Source organism: Arthrobacter sp. 10L430, from assembly GCF_056395245.1.
This window is the reverse complement of sequence record NZ_JBFTJD010000030.1, coordinates 23880-46708: the sequence shown is the minus strand read 5'-3', so window position 1 is coordinate 46708 and position 22829 is coordinate 23880. Positions and strand designations below refer to the sequence as shown.

Genomic DNA, 22829 nt, shown 5'->3' with positions numbered 1-22829 from the left:
GGCGTGCCGCTGATCCCGGTCTACGTGTTCTACTCCATGTTCGGCTTCCAGCGCACCGGCGACGCCTTCTGGGCCGCCGCGGACCAGATGACCCGCGGCTTCATCATCGGCGCCACCGCAGGACGGACCACCCTCACCGGCGAAGGCCTCCAGCACGCCGACGGCCACTCCCCGCTGCTCGCCTCCACCAACCCCGCCGTGGTCACCTACGACCCCGCCTACGGCTACGAAATGGGCCACATCGTCCGCGACGGCATCGAACGCATGTACGGTCCGCATCCCGACGACGGTCCGGCCGGTTCGGCCGCCGACCGCAACCTGATGTACTACATCACCGTCTACAACGAGCCCATCACCCAGCCAGGCGAACCCGAGAACCTCGACGTCAACGGTGTGCTGAAAGGCATCTACCGGGTGTCGGCGTCGGGTACTGAAGGTCCCAAGAGCCAGATCCTGGCTTCCGGCGTTTCCGTTCCGTGGGCGCTGGAAGCCCAGCGGATCCTGGCCGAGGACTGGGGCGTCTCCGCGGACGTCTGGTCGGTCACGTCCTGGAACGAACTGCGCCGCGACGGCATCGCCGCCGAGGAGGAAGCGTTCCTGAATCCGGGCGAACCGGCCCGGATCCCGTTTGTGGCCCAGCAGCTGGCCGATGCGCAGGGGCCGGTGGTGGCGGTGTCGGACTACATGAAGGCCGTTCCGGACCAGATCCGCCAGTTCCTGCCCCACCAGTTCGCTTCGCTCGGCGCCGACGGCTTCGGCTTCTCCGACACCCGCGCCGCAGCACGCCGCTTCTTCAAGAACGACACCCACTCCATCGTGGTGAAGACGCTGCAGCTGCTCGCTTCCCGGGGCGAGGTGGACGGCGGGGTTCCGGCCTACGCGATGGATCGCTACAAGCTGCTCGACGTCAACGCCGGCACCACGGGAGGAGCCGGCGGGGACGCCTGACCGTTGCTGGTCAGACCGACGGCGGCCCCACCTTCTGGTGGGACCGCCGTCGGTCGTTTCTCGAAAGCATGCTCCGAACTATGTTGAGGTCAGGGACGGGCGCCGGTCCACGATGAACCCGGTTGCGGCGTTCTCCCGCACTGCAGTGATGCCTGCGACCACTGCCTTGATGTTCGGAAAACTGGGTGAGACCGCAACTACGGTGCCATCCTCCGCCGTCAGCCGGAACCGGAATAACCCCTGGTCCGCGGTCACTATTTCGAATGTGCCTGCCATCTACGCTCCTTCTGGGCTGCGCCGTTGCAGCCGTCTGTGACCCCCAATTGCCAACACGACACCTACGAGGTTAGCGGCCATTCACTGGGTTAACTACCCCTACTAATCGGTAGTTTTCTCCTGGTAACGGGATGCCGTCCAGCAATTCAGTGTCCTAAGGTGAAGCACATGGCAGACTTCCCGCGCACGGCCACCACCGCGGTCCTCCTTGCCGCGGGTGCCGGCACCCGCTTGGGCCTCGGCCCTAAGGCGCTTCTGCCGTTCCGGGGCCGCACCCTCGTTGAGGTGCTGGCCGACGTCCTGCTCGACGGCGGCTGCCGCGAGGTGGTGGTTGTGCTCGGCGCCGGGGCCGAGTCGGTGCGCGAGAACACGGACCTCTCGCGGCACGCCGTGGTGGAGAACGCTGACTGGTCGACCGGCATGGGCAGTTCGTTCAGGCTGGGTCTCTCCTGCGCCCGCGATGAGGACCATGTGCTGGTAGCCCTCGTTGACCAGCCCGGGCTGACCCCGGAAACCGTGGCACGCCTGCTGTCGTCCCACCGGCCGGGGCACGTGACGGCCGCCGCCTACCCCGATGCTGCGGGCGAACTCCGGCGCGGTCACCCGTTGCTGCTCGACGCCTCGCTGCGCGCCGCGGCAGCGGAGTCGGCCACCGGCGACGCCGGCGCGCGGCATTTCCTCCAGGCCCGCCCCGATGTCATTGACCTGGTGGACTGCACCACCGGGACGGGAGGCAAGCGATCCGCAGGCGAAGACATCGACTCTCCGGACCAGCTGCATCTTCTCGACTGAGCTAGTGAATAACGCCGTGCGCCAGAAGCTCTTGCAGGCCCAGCTTGAAACCGGCCCGCCCTCCGTGCGCGGGATGCCTGATTTTCGGCACCCGCAGGCCGCTTCGTTGAAGGCTGCGGTGAGCCACGTTGCCCACCGCCACCACCGACTGGATGGGAAACAGCTCGGTCAACGCTTGCCAAAACGGAGTCCCGATGGCAGTTTCAGTGAGCGTGGGCGTGCGGTTGGACAACGGCCGTCCCGGCGCATGCGGATGAAAGGGGTAGGCGCTCCACAGCAGCGGCAGGAAATCCAGCTCGGCCAACACCGCCCACAGCACGGTGGCCGTTGGTTCGGCTGCTACGCCTGCGGAATCCCCGGGCAACGCGTATCCTTTCCCCGGCCCGAACAGCCCGAAAGCGTTCGCCGGACCCTCGAGGATAGTGCGGTTGGTAAAGGGAATCCCGGTGACCTTCATGCCCCTGAAACCAGGGGCTTCTCCCACCAGCAGAACCTGCGGGCTGCGATCCCGCATCTCCTCCAAGAAGATCTCCAGGTTTTGCCGGCGCCGGGAGTTTTCGGGGATCGCATGATCGAAAAAGTTATGGCTCCCCGGACCGGTTTCCACGGCAGCCAGACTGTCAATGAAGGCGCGGATGGATGTGGTCATTCAGCACTTTGCTTCCCGACGGCGGCCACATGTTCGGTTGCTGCCGGTCCGGCGCGAACTACCAGCGCGGGTGGATCGACTCGCGGAAGTAGTGGTCGTAGATCCAGCGGACGCCCTCGTTGAATTCGTCGTTCACCGAAATCCCGGCCGCTCCGGCATTGGAGCGGGCCTGCTCCACATTTCGCGCCCCCGGAATAACCGACGTGACGCCGTCCTGTGCCGCGATCCACGCGATGGCCGCCTGCGCGGTGCTTGCACCCTCCGGCACCAGGTTCTCGAACTCGGCCACGGCCTTGAGCCCCAGCTCGAAATCGACGCCCGAGAAAGTCTCGCCGACGTCGAACGCGTCGCCGCCGCGGTTGTAGTTTCGGTGGTCATTCTCGGCGAAGGAAGTGTCCTTGGTGTACTTTCCGGACAGCAACCCGGAAGCCAGCGGCACACGCGCGATGATCCCGACACCGGCCTTCTTTGCTGCGGGGAGCACCTCGTCCAGGGGCTTAAGCCGGAAGGCGTTGAGGATGATCTGGACGGACGCGGTGCCGTCGTGGCGCAGCGCTTCGAGGGCTTCGTCCGTGCGCTCCACGCTGACGCCGTAGTTCCGGATGGCGCCCTCTGAGACGAGGGTATCCAGGGCGTCGTAGACCTCGGCGTTGCTGTAGACAGCGGTGGGCGGGCAGTGCAGCTGGACGAGGTCAAGGGAGTCGGTCCGCAGGTTGCGGCGTGAGCGGTCCACCCACTCGCGGAAGTTGGCGAGATTGTAGTTCTCCGGACGCTGCTCCACCCGGCGGCCCATCTTCGTGGCCACGGTAATGTCCAGCCCCTGGTTGTCCGCCAGGAAAGCGCCGATGGCCTGCTCGCTGCGGCCGTCACCGTAGACGTCCGCCGTGTCGAAGAACGTCACGCCCGCCTCCGCCGAGGCGGCCAGCACTGCCTGTGCCTGGGCCGGATCCACGTTGCCCCAGTCCGCGCCGAGCTGCCACGTGCCGAGTCCGACGACGGAGACGTTCCGTCCGGTTTTGCCTAAAGTGCGCTGTTCCATCCCCCGACTATATGACGGGAACCCAACGCGGGTCATTTAGCGCCCCTTCGGCGGGGCTCATTGGGCGCTAAGTGACCCCGCGTTGCTTTTGGGGGACGGGACGAGGCCGGCTTCCTTCAGGCCCAGGTAGATCTTGTCCCGGGCAATCGGGAGTTCGGCAAACCGGAGGCCTGTGGCGTGGCGGATGGCATTGGCCAGGGCCGGCGCCACCGGATTGAACGGGCTTTCACTCATCGACTTCGCCCCGAGCGGGCCCAGTTTGTCGTTGGTCTCGGCGAAGTACACCTCGCTGCGCGGCACGTCCGCGAAGGACGGGATGTGGTACTGCCGGAGGATGTCCGTGGTGACCCGGCCGCCGTCGTCCACCCTGACCTCCTCATACAGCGCGGCGCCCAGCGCCTGCGCGATCCCGCCCTCGATCTGGCCGCGGCACTGCCGGGGGTTTACCACCACGCCGGCGTCCGCCGCCTGGACGCTCTGCAGGATCCGCAGCTCCCCCGTCCCCTTATTTACTGCCACACGGAATCCGTGGACGTTGAACGCGACCGACCGGGGAGTGCCGCCCCAGCGCCCCTCCGCGGCAATTTCGACGCCGGCCTCCGCGGCTTCGCGCGCGAGTTCCGTCAGCGACACCCTGGTTCCCTCGCAGACCACGGCATCGCCGTCGAGTACACAGCCCGATGACTGGATCTGGTGCATGCCGGCGGCGAAGGCCCGGATCCGAACGGCCAGCTCCTCGGCCGCGGCCAGCGTCGCCTTGCCTGCCACCACGGTGCCGGCCGAGCCGAAGGCGCCGGTATCGTGCTCGATCAGGTCTGTGTCCGACTGCCGGACGGCGACGCGTGCCGCGGTGGTGGACAGGGCGGTGGCCGCGAGCTGGGCGTGGACGGTCGTGGTGCCATTGCCGAATTCGGCGGTCCCGACGTCGGCCGCGTACGTTCCATCGGGAAGGAGCCGGAGCTTCGCATGGGCGAAGTGTCCGCGCGGCGGAACGGTGTCGATCATGGACAGCGCCGTTCCTTCGCCGGTGGCCCAGTCCGGGCCCAGGTCATCGAGCCCTGCGGCCCGGTACCGTTCGCGGCCCCGGTCCAGGGCGTCCCGGACCAGCCGCGTGCACTGGTCCAGCCCGTAGCTGCCGTAGTGGACGTCCTCCTCCGGTTCGGCGTGGGTGGAAAGCATGTCGTCGCCCTCCCGGACCATGTTGCGGCGGCGGAACTCCAGGGGGTCCATGCCGATTCCGGTGGCCAGCTCGTCAATCCCGGACTCGATCGCAAAGATCATCTGGCTCAGCCCGTACCCCCGGAAGGCGCCGGAGGGAACGGTGTTGGTGTACGCCGCCTGCGCATCCACCTTCTTGTTGGCGCACTTGTAGACGCCCAAGGACTCGCCGCACCCGTGGAACATGACGCCCGGCGCGTGGTTTCCGTAGGCGCCGGTGTTCGTGAGGACCTCAAGCTGCAACGCCGTGAGCCTGCCGTCGCTGCTGGCACCGGCTTTGAGTTTGATGGTGAACGGGTGCCTCGTGGTGCTGGCTGTGAACTGCTCGGTCCGGGTGAACTCCAGCTGCACCGGCCGCTTCAGTTTCAGGGCCGCGAGCGCCACGATATCCTCGGTGAGGACTTCCTGCTTGCCGCCGAAGCCGCCGCCCACCCTGCCGGATACCACGTGGATGCGTTCCTCCGGCAGCCCGAACAGGCGGCAAAGCGTGCGCCTGACCAGGAACGGGACCTGGCTGGACGTGCGGATGTGCAGCCGACCGGCATCGTCAACCGAGGCGATGGAGGAGTGTGTTTCAAGGGCCACGTGCTGAACCCGCTGGGTCCGGTACGTCTGCTCGTGGATGAAGTCGGACGCCGCGAAACCGTCCTCCACGCTGCCGAGTTCGGAGTGCAGTTCGGCCACGATGTTCTGCTCCGGCCGCGCAATCCGTGCCGTGCCGCCGTCCTTGTCGCCGTGGATGGCCGGCGCCCCGGGCAGAATGGCTTCCTGGGGCGTGAACACGGCAGGCAGGGGCTGGTACTTCACGTCCAGCGCGCGCACCCCCGCTTCCGCTGCCCCCACCGATTCGGCCACGACGGCGGCAACCCGCTGGCCGCGGAACCTCACCACGTCGTCCAGCAGCCGGGTGTCATCGGGGTCGTCGGTGTAGAGCTCGTGCTGGGCCGTGGAGAACAGCTGGGCCGGCGCGTCCGCCGACGTGAAGACGGCCACCACTCCGGGAATTTCCAGTGCGGCGCTTTTGTCGATCGAGAGCACCCGGGCATGCGCGTGCGGCGAGCGCAGCAGCTTCAGGTGCAGGAGTCCGGGCAGTTCCCCGGCCGGGACGTCCAGTGTGTAGCGGGCCTGCCCTGTGACTACCGCGCGGCTGGCGGGGGCCGGTACGTCATCGCCCAACTGCCCGGGCCGGGGCTGCGGCTGGCCTTCACCGGCGATGCCCGAGCCCGGACCCTCCGGATCCGGATGCCCCTCGTGGCCGCAGACGGCGTCGCCGATGGCCCGGTAACCGGTACAGCGGCACAGGTTCCCTTTGAGGTTCCGCGGCAGGTTGCCCCGCTGCGCGTCATCGAAGGTTGCAGCCGTCATAATCATGCCGGCAGTGCAAAATCCGCACTGGAAACCCTGCCGGTCCAGGAACTGCTGCTGCACCGGGTGAAGGGTGCGGGCTGCGGCTCCACCGGCAGACGTTCCACCGGGCCCTGTTCCACCGGCAGACGTTCCACCGGCAGTCATTCCGCCGGCAGTCGCGAGCCCCTCGATGGTGGTGACCGCATGGCCTTCGGCGCGCACGGCCGGGTAGATGCAGCTGTGCACGGGTGTGCCGTCCACATGGACTGTGCACGCTCCGCAGTCGCCGCCGTCGCAGCCCTTCTTGACGCCCAGGTTTCCCTGTTCTCGCAGGAAGGTGCGAAGGCACTGGCCCGGGCGGGGCTGGGATTCCGCGGCCACTCCGTTAATTTCGATCGTCATGTTCAGGCCCCTTTCTGCCCGTTGGACATCCACGCATTGCCGGCAGAAATCGGCCGCGGCGGCCAGAAATCGCCGGATACCGCCCGGGGCAGTGTGCCTTCCGGAGCGGCAAGCTCGTCGCGGATTTCTTCGGCCAGCCGGTACGTCATGTCGCGCCGCCAGGCGGGCAAGCCATGGATATCGTCGTGGTAAAGGTCCTCCGGAATGGCTTCGTCCAGCGCTTCCCTGAGTTCGGAAGCGTCCGGCGCCGGGAGGAACCGCAGCTGCACCGGGCGCTTGGTCGCTGCGGTGACGGTCAGCGTCAGCTGCCCACCGCCGTCGAGCGTCCCGATCAGCAGGACCCCGGACCTCCCCAGGTTGCTCAGGGACAGGCGGCGGAACGCCGCCCGTGAGGACAGGGCCGACGCCGGGAGGCGGATGCTGCGGAGAAGCTCGCCGGGTGCCAGGGCGTTCTGCCCGTCGCCGGTGACGAAGTGGGCCACCGGCAGCTCCCGGCTGGAGCCGCCTGGGCCGAGGATGGTGGCCGTGCCGTCGAGCCCGGCGCACAGCGAGATCATGGGGCCGGCGGGCAGCGACGTGCACAGGTTGCCGCCCACGGTGGACATGTTCCACACCTTGAAGGACGCCACGAAGGAGTCGCAGCAGGGGCGGACGAGGTCCAGGGCGGGCCAGTCCGTTGCCGGGCCGTGGTTCGCCAGTACCGGCGACTCCGGCAGCGCATAGAGCTCGGCCACGGTGCATGTTGCGGCCAGCTCGATCCCGTCCCCGGTCACGGTGACGGCGGGCCAGCCGGCCGAACCGAGGTCCAGCAGCCTCCGGAGCGGTTCGGGGCCGAAGGCGTAGCTGCCGTAGGAGAACAGGACCGTGCCGCCGGCGAGCCAGGCGTCGCCGTCGCGCCATTCGGCCGGGTCCGTCGTGCGGAGGACGGCCTCTATGGTGTTCATGTCCACGGGGTCTCCTGACTTTCTTCGTTGGCGTGGTGGATGGGGCCGCTTCCGTCCCTGAGCGGAGCGCAGGCTGCGGCTGCGTTCCGCGCGGCGATCAGCTCGGCCGTGATGGACACGGCCACCTCGGCCGGCGTGACGGCTCCGAGGTCCAGGCCGATCGGGGAATGCAGCCGGGCCAGGCCTTCCGGTGGAACGCCGGCGGCCAGCAGGGCGTCGATGCGCTGGCGGTGGCTGCGGCGCGAGCCCATGGCCCCGACGAAGGCCACGTCCAGGCCGAGGGCAGCTTCCAGCAGCGGGATGTCGAACTTGGGATCGTGGGTGAGGACGCAGATGGCGGTGCGGGCGTCGATCCGGGTTGCGGCGGCCTCTGCCGCCAGGTACCGGTGGGGCCAGTCCGTGACCACCTCATCAGCGGTCTCGAAACGCGCCTGGCCTGCGAACGCCGGCCGCGCATCAATGAGCGTCACGCTATAACCGAGGAGCTTCGCCGCCGGTACCAGGGCCGCACCGAAATCGTTGGCGCCGAACACCAGCATGCGCGGAGGCGGCGTACGGCTTTCGACCAGCAGGGTCACGGGCTCGGGCTGGATCCCGCCGGATTCCTCCACCAGGTCGGCGCGCCCGACGCAACCGTCGGCCGGGGCGAGCCTGACCAAGCCGGTACGTCCGCCGCGCAGCAGGGGTTCCAGCTGTACTGCAGCAGCCGCCATGGCCTCGCCGGCCGGGCCGCCGAGTCCGAGGAGGGCGGCCAGCTCGGCTGACTGCGCCGCCTTGAATGCCCCAGGGTCCGGGATGACGACGGCGCCGCTCCCGTTCAGGTCAACCCTGCGGATGAGTGCCACCGGGGTTTCCGGCAGCCGCCGCAGCAGCTGGCCGATGGAGGGTCCGGCAAACGCCTCGAACGGCTCGATGTGGACCTGAAGCTCACCGCCGCAGGTGAGTCCGACGGCGAACGCGTCCTCGGCGCTGTAGCCGAAAAGCTCCAGCCGGGTGCCGCCGTCGCGCACTGCCTCCAGAGCCGCCTCGACGACGGCCCCCTCGACGCAGCCGCCCGAAAGGCTGCCAAGGACGTCACCTGCTGCGGACACCATCATGGATGTGCCCATGGGCCGCGGCACCGAGCCGCTCGTGCCCACCACGGTGGCAACGGCACACCGCTGTCCGGAGGCCACGGGGTGCCAGCCGGCGAGGGAAGACATCAGATCCAGCATGGCTGCACTCCCTTTTCATGTGCGGCGATAGTGTCCATATTCTCGTTCCTATCATTGGCCGGGGGAAGCGCGGCTGCGGCGCCGGCGACGATTTGATTGCAGTTTGGTGGACCGGGACAGGCCCCATCTGCCTGTCCCGGTCCGGTCTGGGAGGCCGCGGGCTACGCCCCGAGCAGTGCGCTGACAGGTCCGCGGGCGAAGTAGACCAGGAAGCCGGCGGTCACCACCCACATGAGCGGGTGGATCTTCTTCGCCTTGCCGGATGCCGCTCCGATCACGGCCCAGGACACGAAGCCCACGCCGATCCCGTTGGCAATCGAGTAGGTCAGCGGCATGGTGACGATGGTCAGGAAGGCCGGGAGTGCCACCGCGAACCTGGTGAACTTGATTTCGCGGATCTGGGCCATCATCATGGCGCCGACCACCACGAGTGCGGCGGCGGCGACTTCCAGCGGCACCACGCTGGTTAGTGGCGTGAGGAACATGGAGCCCAGGAACAGCGCGCCCGTGACCACCGAGGCCAGTCCGGTGCGGGCACCTTCCCCGATGCCCGCCGCGGAGTCGATGTACACCGTGTTGGAGGACCCCGAGGTGGCGCCTCCCGCCACTGCCCCGAAGCCTTCCACGATGAAGGCCGACTTCAGTCGCGGGAACGTGCCGTCCTTGTGCGCCACTCCGGCGCTCTTGGCGAGCCCGGTCATGGTGCCCATGGCGTCGAAGAAGTTGGTGAAGACCAGGGTGAACACGAGCATGGTGGCGGCGAGCCCGCCGATCCGGCCGAAGGCTCCGAACAGGTCGAAATGTCCCACCAGGCCCAGGTCCGGCGCGGAGACCAGCTGCCCCGAGAGCACCGGGGTGTTCAGGTGCCAGCCACCGGGGTTCTCCGGTGTGCCCGGGCCGATGTGGAAGACGGCTTCGACGACGGCGGCCAGCACGGTGGTGGCCACGATCCCGATCAGCAGCCCACCCTGGACCTTCCGCGCCACGAGGATGCCCATGGCCAGCAGGCCCACGATGAACACGAGGGTGGGGACGGACGTGATGGAGCCGTTCTCACCGAGCTGGACTGGCGGCCCGCCGGCGGTGGCGCGGACGAAGCCCGAGTCCACGAACCCGATGAACGCGATGAAGAGTCCGATCCCCACGGTGATCGCGGCCTTGAGTTCCTTGGGGACGGCCCGGAAGATGGCCGTCCGTGCCCCGGTGACGCCGAACAGGACGATCAGGATGCCGTTGATGACCACCAGGCCCATGGCCTCGGGCCAGGTGACTTCGTGGATGACGGCAACGGCGAGGAAGGAGTTGATGCCCAGCCCGGCCGCCAGTCCGAAAGGCAGGTTGGCGATGAGGCCGAACAGGATGGTCATCACGCCGGCGGTGAGGCCCGTGACCGCACCAACCTGGGCTGCGGACAGCCAGCCGCCGGCAACGTCGGTGGGGGCATTGTCCGCGCTGAATCCGCCGAGGATCAGCGGGTTCAGGATCACGATGTACGCCATGGTGAAGAACGTGACCAGGCCGCCGCGGAGTTCACGCGCGAGGGTTGAGCCGCGCTTGGTGATGTGGAAGAAGCGGTCAAGGAAAGCGTTCGACGCCGGGGGCCGGGCTTGTGTGTCCGGGCGGGTCTGCTTGGGCTGCTTGGCCTTCTTGACTGCCGGGGCGGCCATCTCGGGTCCGTCGGGGGTCTGCTCCAGGAGTGTCATGGGAACCACAGGCCCTAGTAGTCGATCCTGGAATCGAGCGTGTTCCAGGTGGTGAACGGCTCGAGGATCGCGGGCGCCTGCGGGTCTGCGAACCCCAGCTTGGACACCGGCATGAGATCATCCCGGTCGGCGTTGTCGAAGTACTCGTAGAAGACGGCGTCGTCGAATCCCACGGACGCGGCGTCGTGCCGGTCTGCGGCAAACACCACCCGGTCAATGCGCGCCCAGAGGGCCGAAGCCAGGCACATGGGGCAGGGCTCGCAGCTGCTGTAGAGGGTGGCTCCGCGGAGGTCGAACGTGCCCAGCTCGCTGCAGGCCCGGCGGATTGCCGTGACCTCTGCGTGGGCGGTGGGATCGTTGGCGGCAGTAACGCGGTTGACGCCGTCGAAGGCCTGGCCGTCCGCGGTGACGATGACCGCGCCGAACGGCCCTCCGCTGTTCAGGACGTTTGACGTTGCAAGTTGGACGGACCTGGCCAGAAATTGTTCGGCCGTGACGGTGGTACTCATGATGCGCTCCCTTTGGGTGGAAGCCGGTACCCCGTGACGGGATTGAACACCAGTTGCGACGGATACCAGGCTTCAGCATGTGCTTTGAAGGTTTAGTTGCGCCTGGTAGATAGCTTCCCGGTCTCCGGGTGCCCGCCTTTGGCAAGATCGAGATTAGCACCGGAGTGTGGCGTGCGCCATAGTTTCTGGAAAGTTAATTTCGTGATGTGAAATTCAGGTTTCCGCACTGTCACAATCCGCGGCCGTTGACGGCGGCCGGGGCCGCCCTTACGCTGGTGCCGACCCGGCTCCGCAGGCGCCGGCCCCTGGATCAGCAGACAGGACCCACTGAGCTGGAACGTATCGGCACGCTCAGACTAGGAACCCGCACATGACCCAGGCACCTTCCGCACCCCGCGCTTCTGCACCCACGGATTCCCGGCTGTGGATCCGGAATCCGCTCGCAGCATTCACCGCCAACAGCTATGACGCCTCGGGCGGCGTTGTGGTCTCCGGGGGCAGGATCGTGGAGGTGCTTGCCGCCGGGCAACAACCTTCCGCGCCCTGCACGGAGACCTTCGACGCCGGCAGCCACGTGCTGCTGCCGGGCCTGATCAACACCCACCACCACTTCTATCAAACGCTCACCCGCGCCTGGGGTCCCGTGGCCAATGCCCCGCTCTTCCCGTGGCTGCAGAATCTCTACCCGGTGTGGGCCCGCCTCACGCCGCGGGACCTCGAGCTGGCCGCCACGGTAGCCCTCGCGGAACTCCTGCTGTCGGGCTGCACCACCGCGGCGGACCACCACTACCTGTTTCCGGCAGGCATGGAAGATGCCATCGATATCGAAGTCCAGGCGGTCCGACGGCTGGGAATGCGCGCCACCCTGACCCGCGGCTCCATGACTTTGGGGGAGAACGACGGCGGGCTGCCGCCGCAGTCGACGGTGCAGGCACCGGAGGTGATCCTCGCTGACAGCGAACGGCTGATCGGGCAGTACCACCAGCGCGGCGACGGCGCCGTGATCCAGATTGCGCTGGCCCCGTGTTCGCCGTTTTCCGTGACCAAGGAGATCATGGCCGAGAGCGCACTGCTGGCCCAGCGGCTGGACGTCCGGCTGCACACACACCTCGCCGAGACCCTGGACGAGGAGGACTTCTGCCGGGAGATGTTCGGTCTCCGCACCGTGGACTACCTCGACAGCGTGGGGTGGCTGACGGACCGGACATGGCTGGGACACGGAATCCATTTCAGTGATGCCGAGATCGCCCGGCTGGGCGCCGCGGGCACCGCCGTCGCGCATTGCCCCACGTCCAACATGAGGCTGGCCTCGGGCACCGCGCGCGTCCTGGAACTCGAGGAGGCGGGCGTTCCCGTGGGGCTGGGAGTGGACGGATCGGCGTCGAACGATGCGTCCAACATGATCCTCGAGGCGAGGCAGGCACTGTACCTGCAGCGGCTCCGCTACGGGGCGCAGGTCCCCGTTGAGCGGGCACTGGGCTGGGCAACCCGCGGCTCTGCAGCTGTACTGGGTCGGCCCGATCTCGGCCAGCTGGCTCCGGGGATGCAGGCGGACCTGGCCCTCTTCAAGCTCGATGACCTGCGGTTCTCCGGCAGCCACGACCCCATTGCGGCCCTGCTGCTGTGCGCTGCGGACCGCGCGGACCGCGTGATGGTGGCCGGGCAGTGGCGCGTGGTGGACGGACAGATTCCCGGACTGGACATCGCCGGGCTCATCGCGGCGCACTCGGCCGCGGCCCGGAGGCTAGTCGCGGGCTAGGAGCTTACGCCGTTTCGGTTGCTGCTTTCACTTGCCGTGCAGCTGGTCTGGCTGCGACATCCGATCGTTGCTAGCGTGGCGGAATGAGCCCGTCGAAGACCCCGGCCGAAATCCTCACCATTGACGGCACCGAGGTTCGCATCTCGAGTCCGGACAAGGTGGTGTTCCCTGAGCCCGGGCTGACGAAGCTCGACCTGGTGCGCTACTACCTCGCCGTCGCGGACGGTGCGCTGCGCGGCGCCGGGGGCCGGCCAATGGTGCTCAAGCGCTTCCCGAAGGGCATCGACGCTGAGCCGTTCTTTCAGAAGCGCGTGCCCGAAAACCACCCCGACTTCATCGACACGACCACGCTGCACTACGCGTCGGGGACATCGGCTGAGGAGGCCGTCATCCGGGATGCTGCGGGTTTGGCGTGGGTCGTGAATCTTGGATGCCTCGACCTCAACCCGCATCCCGTGCGCGCCGAGGACCTCGAACACCCCGACGAGCTCCGGGTGGACCTCGATCCGATGCCGGGAGTCGATTGGTCCCAGATCGTCGACGTCGCCTATGTCGCGCGGGAGGTGCTCGACGACGTTGGGCTCGTGGGGTGGCCAAAGACGAGCGGGTCGCGCGGACTCCACATCCTGGCTCGCATCGCGCCGCAGTGGTCCTACCGCGACGTGCGGCTCGCCGCCGAAACCCTCGCCCGCGAGGTCGAAAACCGCGCTCCCGGCCTCGCCACCGCGCGGTGGTGGAAGGAGGAGCGCGGCGAGAGCGTGTTCGTCGACTTCAACCAGAACGCAAAGGACCGCACGGTGGCATCCGCGTACTCCATCCGGGCCCTACCGGATGCCCGGGTCTCGACGCCGCTCACATGGGATGAAGTCCGCTCCACCCGGCCGGAACAGTTCACGGTGCGCACGGTGCCCGGGCGGTTCGCAGAAATGGGCGACCCTCACGCCGGCATCGACGACGCGGTCGGCACACTCGACGGGCTCCTCGCCTTGGCTACCGAGCTCGGCCCCGCCGAGAAGGCGCCGCGCGGCGGCGACGGCTCCGGGCGCCGGCAGTCGGTGATGCCGCTCATCGAGGTGGCCCGCACCAGGACCAAGCCCGAGGCGCTCGTGGCGCTGGACGAGTGGAGGACCCGGCATGCGGACCTCGTCCCGGCACTGCACCCCGCCGATGTGCTCGTCGACGGAATGCGCGGATCGAGCTCGCTCTGGTACAGGGTGCGGGTGAACCTGCAGCACGTCCCCGAAGCGGAGCGTCCGCCGCAGGAGGAGCTCATCGCCGACTACGACCCCTGGGCCGGCAAGGAGTGGCCGGGGCGCCCGGGGTCCTGACACCGGCGCTGCGCACCCGGCTGAGATCGCCTTCGCGGTGCAAGCGCGCAGAGTCCGGCGCCGGTTGGGGCAGTAGCTTTACGGACGTTACCGGCCGAAAACCGGGAGCGCGCGCAGCCAGCGGGAGAATCCGCGGCCGGTTCGGTCGCAGTCGGCCGGGATATAGAAGTCAGGATCTGTGGCGCCGAACGGCAGGTACAGCTCCTGGCCGGGTGCCGGAAAGTCAGCGACGTTGTTCTTATCCTGAGGGTCCATCTGTTCCTCCTCGTTCCTTCGTCCTATTTTCCGCTATTCGGAAAATGTTTATTGATATGTGGAAATTATAGTGGTGAGCTTGTCGGCGGTCAAGACCCTTGGCCAGCGCCACGCGGGACTAGGGGCATGCGGGACTAGGGGCATGCGGTCACAATCGGATTTTTCAATTAGTGATGTACACCACCGGGAAGCTCGGCTACGCTTTAAGTCAACTCGTGGCGTAGGTCACGTAACCTGGGAGCAGCAGGCAGGGTCGTAATGAGCTGGCGTCATTGGATGCCGGCTCTTTTTTGTTGGGTCGGCTCCATCAGAAACGCGTGTGTAACACGCGCTTAATTTCAATGATGGAACCTAGGTTCCACATCACGGAAGTTGGGAACAGACCATGAGCAGCAAAATCATCCTCGGCCAGAACCAGTACGGCAAGGCCGAAGTCCGGGTCGTCAAGATCACCCGGGACACCGACCGCCACGAGATCGAAGACCTGAACGTCACCTCGCAGCTCCGTGGGGACTTCTCCGCGGCCCACCTCGAAGGCGACAACAGCCACGTCGTGGCCACGGACACGCAGAAGAACACCATCTACGCGTTTGCCCGCGAAGGCGTCGGCTCACCGGAGGCGTTCCTGCTGCGGCTGGGCGAGCACTTCACCTCCAGCTTCGACTGGGTCACCGGCGGACGCTGGGAAGCCGAGTCCTACAGCTGGAACCGGATCCAGGCCCACGGTGCGGAGCACGACCACTCGTTCGTGCGCAACGGCCAGGAAGTCCGCACCGCCGTCCTGGTGAAGGACGGCGCGGCAACGCACCTCATCTCGGGCCTCAAGGACCTCACGGTCTTGAAGTCCACCCAGTCCGGATTCGTGGGCTACCCGAAGGACAAATACACCACCCTTCCGGAGACTACCGACCGCATCCTCGCCACGGACGTCTCCGCCCGCTGGCGGTTCAAGCCAGGCACTGACTTCAGCACCCTGGACTTCAACAAGAGCTACGAAGACGTCAAGAGCCTCCTGCTTGAGGGCTTCACGGAAAAGTACTCGCACGCCCTGCAGCAGACCCTGTTCGACATGGGCGCCAAGGTCCTGGAGGCGCACGGCGAGATCGAAGAAATCAAGTTCTCGATGCCCAACAAGCACCACTTCCTCGTGGACCTTTCGCCGTTCGGCCTCGACAACCCCAACGAGGTCTTCTTCGCCGCGGACCGGCCCTACGGCCTGATCGAGGCCACCGTCCAGCGCGACGACGCAGCATCCGCCGAGATCGCCTGGTCCGGCATCGCCGGATTCTGCTAAACCTCCCCGTTTCAGGGGTGCCGCGCCCGGAGTCTCTGTTCCCACACGGACCAGCGCTCCGGGCTCGGACACCCCGCCGGCCCGAAACACCACCGGGCCGAAACACCGCCGGCCCGATCACGGGCCGGCCAGATCACGGGCCCGCCCACCCTAGTCCCACACTGTTAGCCAGACACCGTTAGCCAGACAAAGACGTCTGCCATGAACCAAGAAAGTCTGCCATGAACACCAAGAAGAATTCCGCCGCTGCAGTTACCGGCAACGGCCGCAAGCGGTCGGACCGCCCCGAAGACCAGCGCATGCCCATTGCAAGCACCTTCGCCTACGGGTTCCAGCACGTCCTCACCATGTACGGCGGCATCATCGCGCCTCCGCTGATCATCGGCGCAGCCGCCGGCATGTCCTCGCAGGACATCGGGCTGCTCATTGCCGCCTGCCTCTTCGTCGGCGGCCTCGCCACGATTCTCCAGACTGTCGGCATCCGTTTCTTTGGATCCCAGCTCCCGCTGGTTCAGGGTGTCTCCTTTGCAGGCGTCTCCACCATGGTGGCCATCGTCCACGGCGGCGGGGGCATCCAGGCAGTCTTTGGCTCGGTCATCGCCGCCTCGCTGATCGGCCTGCTGATCACGCCGCTGTTTTCAAAGATCATCCGCTTCTTCCCGCCTGTGGTGACGGGGACGGTCATCACCACCATCGGCCTGACCCTGATGCCGGTGGCGGCCAACTGGGCCATGGGCGGCAACAGCAAGGCGCCGAACTACGGCAGCATGGCCAACATCGGACTGGCTGCAGCCACCATGGCGATCGTCCTGCTTCTGAGCAAGGTGGGCAACGCTGCGATCTCGCGGCTGTCCATCCTTCTGGCGATGGTCCTCGGCACGGTCATCGCCTTTGTCTTTGGCATGGCTGATTTCTCCAAGGTGGGCCAGGGCGAGATCGTCGCCTTCCCCACCCCGTTTGCCTTCGGTCCGCCCACGTTTGAGATCGCCGCAATCATCTCCATGCTGATCGTCATCCTGGTGACACTGACAGAAACCTCCGCCGATATCATCGCCGTTGGCGAGATCGTGGGCACCAAGGTTGATTCCAAGCGGATCGGCGACGGCCTGCGGGCGGACATGCTCTCCAGCGCCATCTCCCCGCTCTTCAATTCCTTCACCCAGAGCGCCTTTGCCCAAAACGTGGGACTCGTTGCCATCACGGGCGTCAAGAGCCGCTTCGTGGTCAGCGCCGGCGGCCTGATCCTCGTGATCCTCGGCCTGCTGCCGGTGCTTGGCCGGGTGGTCGCGGCGGTGCCGACCCCCGTCCTGGGCGGTGCCGGCGTCGTACTCTTTGGAACCGTTGCCGCAAGCGGCATCCGCACGCTTTCCAAGGTGGAATACCGGAACAACATGAACCTGATCATCGTGGCGGCATCCATCGGCTTCGGCATGATCCCGATTGCCGCCCCGGCGTTCTACGACAAGTTCCCGTCCTGGTTCGGCACCATTTTCCACTCGGGCATCAGCTCAGCCGCGGTCATGGCGATCCTGCTCAACCTGCTGTTCAACCACCTCAAGGCGGGCAACTCGGAGAACCAGTCGGTGTTTGTGGCCGGCACCGGGCGCGTGGTCCGGGAGGAAGACCTGGAATGTCTGGCTGACGGCGACCGCTTCGAGGGCGGGAAGCTGATCGACAGCGACGGAAAGGAAGTCACGGTCCAGTCGTCGAAATTCGACCACTGACCTGCTAAGCGCTAACGAACACTTGGGGACCCTACCCTCCGTGGAAAACTGGGCCCCAAGTGTTCGTTCGCGCTCGGGTCAGTTTTGGTTGAGTTCGTCCGAGATCGCCTGGGCCGCTTCGCGCAACAGCGGCACGGCGCGGTCGGCGAAGGACTGGTCCACGCGGGACACCGGGCCCGAGACGGAGATGGCCGTCGGCGTGGGCGCGTTGGGCACGGCCATCGCGAAGCAACGGACGCCGAGCTCCTGCTCCTCCTCGTCGATGGAGTACCCGCGCTCACGGATCCGATCCAGGTCGGCCAGGAGCGAATCGATGTCGCCGATGCTCTTGGCCGTGGGTGTCGGCATGCCGGTCCGGCTCACGATCCCGCGGACCACTTCGTCGTCCAGCTGCGCGAGGATGGCCTTGCCCACGCCGGTGTCGTGGGTGTGCGCGCGCCGGCCCACCTCGGTGAACATGCGCATGGAGTGCAGGGACGGAACCTGGGCCACGTAAATAACCATGTCCGAGTCCAGCACCGCCATGTTTGACGTCTCGCCGAGCCGGTCCACGAGCGACTTGAGCTGCGGACGGGCCAGGGCGCCAAGCTGCTTGTTGGCTCCTTCGCCGAGCCGGATCAGCCGCGGACCGAGGGCGTAGCGGCGGTTCGGCAGCTGGCGGATGTAGCCCAGCGTGACCAGCGTCCGGAGAAGCCGGTGGATCGTCGGCAGGGGCAGGTCGGTGGAGGAAGAGAGCTCACTGAGCGTCACATCCCCCCCGGCGTCGGTGATCAATTCCAATAGTTCGAAGACGCGCTCAACAGACTGCACGCCTCCTGCGGCCTTTTCAGCCATTCCGTCGTCTCCTGCTGGGCTCGATTCCGACAACTCTTATCCGCATTGTGAAAAGAACTGCTTAGAAATCCCAAGATACAGCACGGCCGAGTACGCGTCGATGTCCCCGCAGGGCTTGTGTTTCCATAACGTAGATAATAATATCCATAATACGAAAACATTAGCGGCGTAAGCCAGCCCAGTGCATGGGCGTAACCAGGAGGACATTCAATGGCGAACCCCAGCCCCGGGAACTCGATCACCCTGCGCGTGGAAGCACCGTCCAGCTTCACGGCAACCAGCGAACTCGCAGCCGCCGTGGGCGCGGCCGGCGCGGCCATCACCGCCCTCGACGTCACCGAATCCCACCACGAGACCCTGGTTGTTGACGTCACCTGCAACACCACCGACGACGACCACGCCAACCGCGTCAAGGACGCCCTCAACGCGCTCGACGGCGTCACGGTCCGGAACGTCTCGGACCGCACCTTCCTCATGCACCTCGGCGGCAAGCTTGAGGTCGTCCCCAAAGTAGCCCTGCGCAACCGCGACGATCTCTCCCGCGCCTACACCCCCGGCGTCGCCCGCGTCTGCCTTGCCATTGCGGAGGACCCGTCAGCGGCCCGCAACCTCACGGTCAAGCGGAACACCATCGCCGTGGTCACCGACGGTTCGGCGGTGCTGGGCCTCGGCAACATCGGCCCGGCCGCCGCGCTTCCAGTGATGGAAGGCAAGGCCGCCCTGTTCAAGCAGTTCGCCAACGTGGACGCGTGGCCGGTCTGCCTGGACACCCAGGACACCGAGGAGATCATCAAGATCGTCAAGGCGATCGCGCCCGTCTACGGCGGAGTGAACCTCGAAGACATCGCGGCCCCGCGCTGCTTCGAGATCGAGAACCGCCTGCGTGAAGAACTGGACATCCCGGTCTTCCATGACGACCAGCACGGCACGGCGATCGTCACGCTCGCCGCCCTCGTCAATGCCCTGCGCGTTGTGGGCAAGAAGCTCTCCGAGGTCCGGATCGTCGTCTCGGGCGTGGGCGCCGCCGGCTCCGCCATCATCCAGTTGCTCAAGGCCCAGGGCGCCCGCCACATCGTGGCTGCCGGCCGCTCCGGCGCCATCCACTCCGGCGAGCGGTACAACGACGAGCACCGCAGCTGGATTGCCGCCAACACCAACGAAGAGGGATTCTCCGGAACCCTGCACGAGGCCCTCAAAGATGCAGATGTTTTCATCGGCGTCAGCGCCCCGCACGTGATCGGCGAGGAGCAGGTCGCTTCGATGGCCAAGGACGCGATCGTATTCGCCATGGCCAACCCCACACCGGAAATCGATCCTGCCATCGCGTCCAAGCATGCGGCAGTCGTGGCCACGGGACGCAGCGATTTCCCGAACCAGATCAACAACGTCCTGGCATTCCCGGGCTTCTTCCGCGGCCTGCTGGACGCGGGGGCATCGGACATCACCCCGGAGATGCTGGTGGCCGCCGCCGAGGCGATCGCCAACCGTGTTGCTGACGACGAGCTCAACGCCAGCTACATTATCCCCAGCGTCTTCGACCCCCACGTGGCCGCCGACGTCGCCGCGGCCGTGGCAAACGCGGCCCGCGCCGCAGCGGGTACTGGCATCGCAGCGGCAACAGCGGAAGACTCAACAGAAGCAGCAGCACCTGCTGCAGCAAACGCAGCAGCCTTCGCCAACGCCTGATTCGCAGCCCTGGAAAGGACCAACAATGGCTATCACAGTCACAGACCCCCGGCCGATCGAGCGCGCGGAGGAGATTCTCACCCCCAAGGCCCTGGCTTTCGTGGAGGAACTGCACAAGCGGTTCGCCGGTACCCGCTCTGAGCTCCTCAAGGCCCGGACCGCAAAGCGCGAGCATGTGGCCAGGACCGGCAGCCTTGACTTCCTGCCGGACACCCAGGACGTGCGCGACGGCGACTGGAAGGTTGCGCCGGCACCGGCGGCTTTGCAGGACCGCCGGGTTGAAATGACGGGGCCCGCCTCTCCTGCCAAGATGGCCATCAACGCGCTGAACTCCGGCGCCAAGGTGTGGCTCGCGGACCTCGAGGACGCCAGCACGCCCACCTGGGCCAACGTCATCGATGCCATCCTCAACCTGCGGGACGCCGCCACGGGGTCCCTGAGCTACACCTCCCCTGAGGGCAAGGAATACAGGCTGCGCACGGACGCCCCGCTCGCCGTCGTGGTGGCACGCCCCCGCGGCTGGCACATGGAGGAACGGCACCTCCTGCTCGACGGCGAACCCGCCGTGGGTGCCCTCGTGGACTTCGGCCTGCACTTCTTCCACGTCGCCAAGCAGCTGGTCCTCAACGGCCAGGGCCCCTATTACTACCTGCCGAAGATGGAGAGCCACCTCGAGGCGCGCCTGTGGAACGAGGTCTTTGTCTTCGCGCAGGACTACCTTGGCCTCAACCAGGGCACCATCCGCGCAACCGTGCTCATCGAAACCATCCCGGCTGCCTTTGAGATGGACGAGATCCTCTACGAACTCCGCGACCACGCCTCCGGCCTGAACGCGGGCCGCTGGGACTACCTCTTCAGCATCATCAAGTACTTCCGCGACGCCGGGGCCAGCTTCGTGCTGCCGGACCGCGCTACCGTGGCCATGACCGCGCCCTTCATGCGCGCCTACACGGAACTGCTGGTCAAGACCTGCCACCACCGCGGCGCCTTCGCCATGGGCGGGATGGCCGCGGTCATCCCCAACCGGCGCGAACCTGAAGTCACCGCCCAGGCCTTCGAGAAGGTCCGCGCGGACAAGACCCGCGAGGCGAACGACGGCTTCGACGGCTCCTGGGTGGCCCACCCAGATCTGGTCCCGGTCTGCCAGGAAGTGTTCGATTCGGTCCTCGGCGAGCGCCCCAACCAGCTGGACAAGCAGCGCCCGGAAGTCTCCGTGACCGCGGGCCAGCTGCTCGACATCGCTTCCGCGGACGGCCAGGTCACCGAGGCGGGCCTGCGCCTGAACCTCTACGTGGCCGTGGCCTACACCGCCGTGTGGATCTCGGGCAACGGAGCGGTGGCCATCCACAACCTCATGGAAGATGCCGCCACGGCGGAGATCTCCCGCTCGCAGGTGTGGCAGCAGATCCGCAACGAGGTGGTGCTCGCAGACACCGGCAACACCGTGACGCGCGAGCTTGTGACAAAGATCCTTGCTGAGGAGACAGAGAAGCTGCGCGGCGAGGTGGGCGAGGAGGCGTTCCAGCGCTACTACCAGCCCGCCAGCAGCCTGATCGCGGACATCTGCCTCTCCGAGGACTATACGGACTTCCTGACCACCCCGGCCTACGAACTGGTGGGCTGAGGCATGGCGGTACCCGAACCATCACTCAGCGCTGCGGATCTTGCCGCGATCGATTCGCAGCTGGCGGCCACTGACCGGCTGCTGGAGCAGAACTACCCTGGCGACGACGGCTCGCGCCAGCCTGTCCACACCGTCTATGTCCCGGCGGACCGGTTCACGCCGTCGCTCGCCGCCGACTGGGGCGCCCAGGCGCTGTCGACGGCGGCCGCCCATGGCGGACTCGCCCGGCTCGGAGCGCTGCTGGGCCAAGACAGCGAACTGGCTGACGCTGTTGCGTCCCGGGTGGAGGCAAAACTCGGCAGCGAACCGATCGAGGACCTCCGGCTCGACTTCGAGGACGGCTTCGGGGACCGGGGCGACGACGCCGAGGACGCCGCCGCTGTTGCCGCGGCTTCCGCCGTGGCCGCCGCTGTTGCGGCCGGCTCCGCGCCGCCGTTCATCGGAATCCGCTTCAAATGCTTCGAGGCGCCCACGCGTGCCCGCGGCCTGCGGACCCTCGACCTGTTCGTGTCCGGCCTGGCCTCCGCCGGCGAGCTTCCGGAGGGCCTGGTCCTCACCCTGCCCAAGGTCACCACGGTGGCCCAGGTGCAGGCCATGGACTTCGCTGTCTCCCGGCTTGAGGAAGTCCATTCGCTGCCGGCAGGCCGGCTGCGTTTTGAGGTGCAGGTGGAAACACCGCAGCTGATCCTCGGCCCCGAGGGCAACTCCCCGGTGGCGCAGCTCCCCCATGCTGTTCCCGGCCGTATCAGCGGGCTGCACTACGGGACGTACGACTACTCGGCGTCGCTGCAGATCTCGGCCGAATACCAGTCCATGGAGCATCCCGTGGCGGACTTCGCCAAGGAAGTCATGCAGCTGGCCGTTGCAGGCACCGGCATCCGGCTCTCGGACGGCTCCACCAACATTATCCCCGTGGGCGACAACGTGGAAAACGCCTGGCAGCTCCACGGCCGGCTGGTCCGGCGTTCCCTTGAGCGCGGCTTCTACCAGGGCTGGGACCTGCACCCGGCGCAGCTGCCCAGCCGGTTCGCTGCCACGTACGCGTTCTACCGCCAGGGGCTGCCCGCCGCGGCGGCCCGGCTGCGCAATTACGTTGAACGCACCGAGGGCGGGGTGATGGACGAGCCTGCCACGGCCCGTGCACTCGCCGCTTTCGTGCTGCGCGGCGTCCAGTGCGGAGCGGTGGGCGCCGACGAGGTGCTGACGCTTGCCGGCGTCGGAATCCCCCACCTGACCGGCCTTGCGCACCCGCGGCTGGCCCACACCACTTCGAAGTAAGGATCC

At 67.0% G+C, this 22829-nt stretch carries 19 protein-coding genes; 9 read left to right on the top strand and 10 right to left on the bottom strand.

Annotated features, from left to right (window positions below; all coding sequences use genetic code 11):
- Positions 1-948, top strand: a 948-nt coding sequence (locus AC1DDG_RS19425) for a transketolase-like TK C-terminal-containing protein (RefSeq protein WP_476877340.1), incomplete at its 5' end; no start/stop codon positions are given.
- A gap of 78 nt (positions 949-1026) precedes the next feature.
- Here the strand turns inward: AC1DDG_RS19425 and AC1DDG_RS19420 are convergent.
- Positions 1027-1224, bottom strand: a complete 198-nt coding sequence (locus tag AC1DDG_RS19420) for a YegP family protein (RefSeq protein WP_476877339.1) — start codon at positions 1222-1224, stop codon at positions 1027-1029.
- Positions 1225-1392: 168 nt separating this feature from the next.
- Here AC1DDG_RS19420 and nboR point away from each other — a divergent pair, with 168 nt between their 5' ends.
- Positions 1393-2016 carry a nicotine blue oxidoreductase gene (gene nboR / locus AC1DDG_RS19415; protein ID WP_476877338.1) on the top strand — a complete coding sequence of 208 codons (624 nt, stop codon included), beginning with the start codon at positions 1393-1395 and terminating at the stop codon, positions 2014-2016.
- A gap of 1 nt (position 2017) precedes the next feature.
- On the opposite strand, the gene AC1DDG_RS19410 is transcribed toward nboR, so the two are convergent.
- From AC1DDG_RS19410 to AC1DDG_RS19380, 7 genes are all read right to left on the bottom strand, one after another.
- Positions 2018-2665: a uracil-DNA glycosylase gene (locus AC1DDG_RS19410; protein WP_476877337.1), complete on the bottom strand. Its 648-nt coding sequence runs from the start codon at positions 2663-2665 to the stop codon at positions 2018-2020.
- A 58-nt stretch (positions 2666-2723) separates the two neighbouring features.
- A complete protein-coding gene (locus AC1DDG_RS19405) occupies positions 2724-3704 on the bottom strand; it encodes an aldo/keto reductase (protein WP_476877336.1) in 981 nt (326 codons plus the stop codon).
- 57 nt (positions 3705-3761) lie between these two features.
- Positions 3762-6671, bottom strand: coding sequence for a molybdopterin-dependent oxidoreductase (locus tag AC1DDG_RS19400; RefSeq protein ID WP_476877335.1), 2910 nt, complete (start codon positions 6669-6671; stop codon positions 3762-3764).
- A gap of 2 nt (positions 6672-6673) precedes the next feature.
- A complete protein-coding gene (locus tag AC1DDG_RS19395) occupies positions 6674-7621 on the bottom strand; it encodes an FAD binding domain-containing protein (protein WP_476877334.1) in 948 nt (315 codons plus the stop codon).
- Positions 7612-8829, bottom strand: a complete 1218-nt coding sequence (locus AC1DDG_RS19390; protein ID WP_476877333.1) for an XdhC family protein — start codon at positions 8827-8829, stop codon at positions 7612-7614. Before AC1DDG_RS19390 ends, AC1DDG_RS19395 begins: the two co-directional genes overlap by 10 nt.
- A gap of 161 nt (positions 8830-8990) precedes the next feature.
- Complete coding sequence (locus AC1DDG_RS19385) at positions 8991-10532, bottom strand: NCS2 family permease (protein WP_476877332.1); 1542 nt, start codon at positions 10530-10532, stop codon at positions 8991-8993.
- Between the two features lie 14 nt (positions 10533-10546).
- Positions 10547-11041: a nucleoside deaminase gene (locus AC1DDG_RS19380; RefSeq protein ID WP_476877331.1), complete on the bottom strand. Its 495-nt coding sequence runs from the start codon at positions 11039-11041 to the stop codon at positions 10547-10549.
- A 370-nt stretch (positions 11042-11411) separates the two neighbouring features.
- Here AC1DDG_RS19380 and AC1DDG_RS19375 point away from each other — a divergent pair, with 370 nt between their 5' ends.
- Entirely contained in the window at positions 11412-12800 is a 1389-nt protein-coding gene (locus AC1DDG_RS19375; RefSeq protein WP_476877330.1) for an 8-oxoguanine deaminase, read from the top strand.
- Positions 12801-12883: 83 nt separating this feature from the next.
- Positions 12884-14128, top strand: a complete 1245-nt coding sequence (gene ligD, locus AC1DDG_RS19370) for a non-homologous end-joining DNA ligase (RefSeq protein ID WP_476877329.1) — start codon at positions 12884-12886, stop codon at positions 14126-14128.
- Positions 14129-14215: 87 nt separating this feature from the next.
- Here ligD and AC1DDG_RS19365 read toward each other — a convergent pair whose 3' ends face one another.
- The gene (locus AC1DDG_RS19365) at positions 14216-14383 is read right to left on the bottom strand and encodes a hypothetical protein (protein WP_230121255.1); all 168 of its coding nucleotides are present in this window, start codon (positions 14381-14383) and stop codon (positions 14216-14218) included.
- A gap of 385 nt (positions 14384-14768) precedes the next feature.
- On the opposite strand from AC1DDG_RS19365, the gene pucL reads away from it, so the two are divergent.
- Together pucL and AC1DDG_RS19355 are read left to right on the top strand one after the other, a co-directional pair.
- Positions 14769-15677, top strand: coding sequence for a factor-independent urate hydroxylase (gene pucL / locus AC1DDG_RS19360; RefSeq protein ID WP_476877328.1), 909 nt, complete (start codon positions 14769-14771; stop codon positions 15675-15677).
- A 221-nt stretch (positions 15678-15898) separates the two neighbouring features.
- Positions 15899-17401, top strand: coding sequence for a nucleobase:cation symporter-2 family protein (locus tag AC1DDG_RS19355; protein ID WP_476877327.1), 1503 nt, complete (start codon positions 15899-15901; stop codon positions 17399-17401).
- A 78-nt stretch (positions 17402-17479) separates the two neighbouring features.
- Here AC1DDG_RS19355 and AC1DDG_RS19350 read toward each other — a convergent pair whose 3' ends face one another.
- On the bottom strand, positions 17480-18235 hold the full coding sequence (locus AC1DDG_RS19350; protein WP_230121477.1) for an IclR family transcriptional regulator: 756 nt from the start codon (positions 18233-18235) through the stop codon (positions 17480-17482).
- A 210-nt stretch (positions 18236-18445) separates the two neighbouring features.
- Between AC1DDG_RS19350 and AC1DDG_RS19345 the strand changes: the two genes are divergently transcribed.
- From AC1DDG_RS19345 to AC1DDG_RS19335, 3 genes are read left to right on the top strand one after another with little or no spacing between them, the layout of a single operon-like run.
- Positions 18446-19921 (top strand): NAD-dependent malic enzyme, encoded by a 1476-nt coding sequence (locus AC1DDG_RS19345; protein WP_476877326.1) that lies wholly within the window; start codon positions 18446-18448, stop codon positions 19919-19921.
- A 25-nt stretch (positions 19922-19946) separates the two neighbouring features.
- Complete coding sequence (gene aceB / locus AC1DDG_RS19340; protein ID WP_476877325.1) at positions 19947-21545, top strand: malate synthase A; 1599 nt, start codon at positions 19947-19949, stop codon at positions 21543-21545.
- 3 nt (positions 21546-21548) lie between these two features.
- Positions 21549-22823, top strand: coding sequence for a DUF6986 family protein (locus tag AC1DDG_RS19335; RefSeq protein ID WP_476877324.1), 1275 nt, complete (start codon positions 21549-21551; stop codon positions 22821-22823).
- The last annotated feature ends 6 nt before the right edge of the window (positions 22824-22829 follow it).

Excerpts from the sequence above, each read along its gene's own strand:
- AC1DDG_RS19420 (WP_476877339.1), bottom strand. The coding sequence starts at position 1,224 with ATGGCAGGCACATTCGAAATAGTGACCGCGGACCAGGGGTTATTCCGG.
- nboR (WP_476877338.1), top strand. The coding sequence starts at position 1,393 with ATGGCAGACTTCCCGCGCACGGCCACCACCGCGGTCCTCCTTGCCGCG.
- AC1DDG_RS19410 (WP_476877337.1), bottom strand. The coding sequence starts at position 2,665 with ATGACCACATCCATCCGCGCCTTCATTGACAGTCTGGCTGCCGTGGAA.
- AC1DDG_RS19405 (WP_476877336.1), bottom strand. The coding sequence starts at position 3,704 with ATGGAACAGCGCACTTTAGGCAAAACCGGACGGAACGTCTCCGTCGTC.
- AC1DDG_RS19400 (WP_476877335.1), bottom strand. The coding sequence starts at position 6,671 with ATGACGATCGAAATTAACGGAGTGGCCGCGGAATCCCAGCCCCGCCCG.
- AC1DDG_RS19390 (WP_476877333.1), bottom strand. The coding sequence starts at position 8,829 with ATGCTGGATCTGATGTCTTCCCTCGCCGGCTGGCACCCCGTGGCCTCC.
- AC1DDG_RS19385 (WP_476877332.1), bottom strand. The coding sequence starts at position 10,532 with ATGACACTCCTGGAGCAGACCCCCGACGGACCCGAGATGGCCGCCCCG.
- AC1DDG_RS19380 (WP_476877331.1), bottom strand. The coding sequence starts at position 11,041 with ATGAGTACCACCGTCACGGCCGAACAATTTCTGGCCAGGTCCGTCCAA.
- AC1DDG_RS19375 (WP_476877330.1), top strand. The coding sequence starts at position 11,412 with ATGACCCAGGCACCTTCCGCACCCCGCGCTTCTGCACCCACGGATTCC.
- ligD (WP_476877329.1), top strand. The coding sequence starts at position 12,884 with ATGAGCCCGTCGAAGACCCCGGCCGAAATCCTCACCATTGACGGCACC.
- AC1DDG_RS19365 (WP_230121255.1), bottom strand. The coding sequence starts at position 14,383 with ATGGACCCTCAGGATAAGAACAACGTCGCTGACTTTCCGGCACCCGGC.
- pucL (WP_476877328.1), top strand. The coding sequence starts at position 14,769 with ATGAGCAGCAAAATCATCCTCGGCCAGAACCAGTACGGCAAGGCCGAA.
- AC1DDG_RS19355 (WP_476877327.1), top strand. The coding sequence starts at position 15,899 with ATGAACACCAAGAAGAATTCCGCCGCTGCAGTTACCGGCAACGGCCGC.
- AC1DDG_RS19350 (WP_230121477.1), bottom strand. The coding sequence starts at position 18,235 with ATGGCTGAAAAGGCCGCAGGAGGCGTGCAGTCTGTTGAGCGCGTCTTC.
- AC1DDG_RS19345 (WP_476877326.1), top strand. The coding sequence starts at position 18,446 with ATGGCGAACCCCAGCCCCGGGAACTCGATCACCCTGCGCGTGGAAGCA.
- aceB (WP_476877325.1), top strand. The coding sequence starts at position 19,947 with ATGGCTATCACAGTCACAGACCCCCGGCCGATCGAGCGCGCGGAGGAG.
- AC1DDG_RS19335 (WP_476877324.1), top strand. The coding sequence starts at position 21,549 with ATGGCGGTACCCGAACCATCACTCAGCGCTGCGGATCTTGCCGCGATC.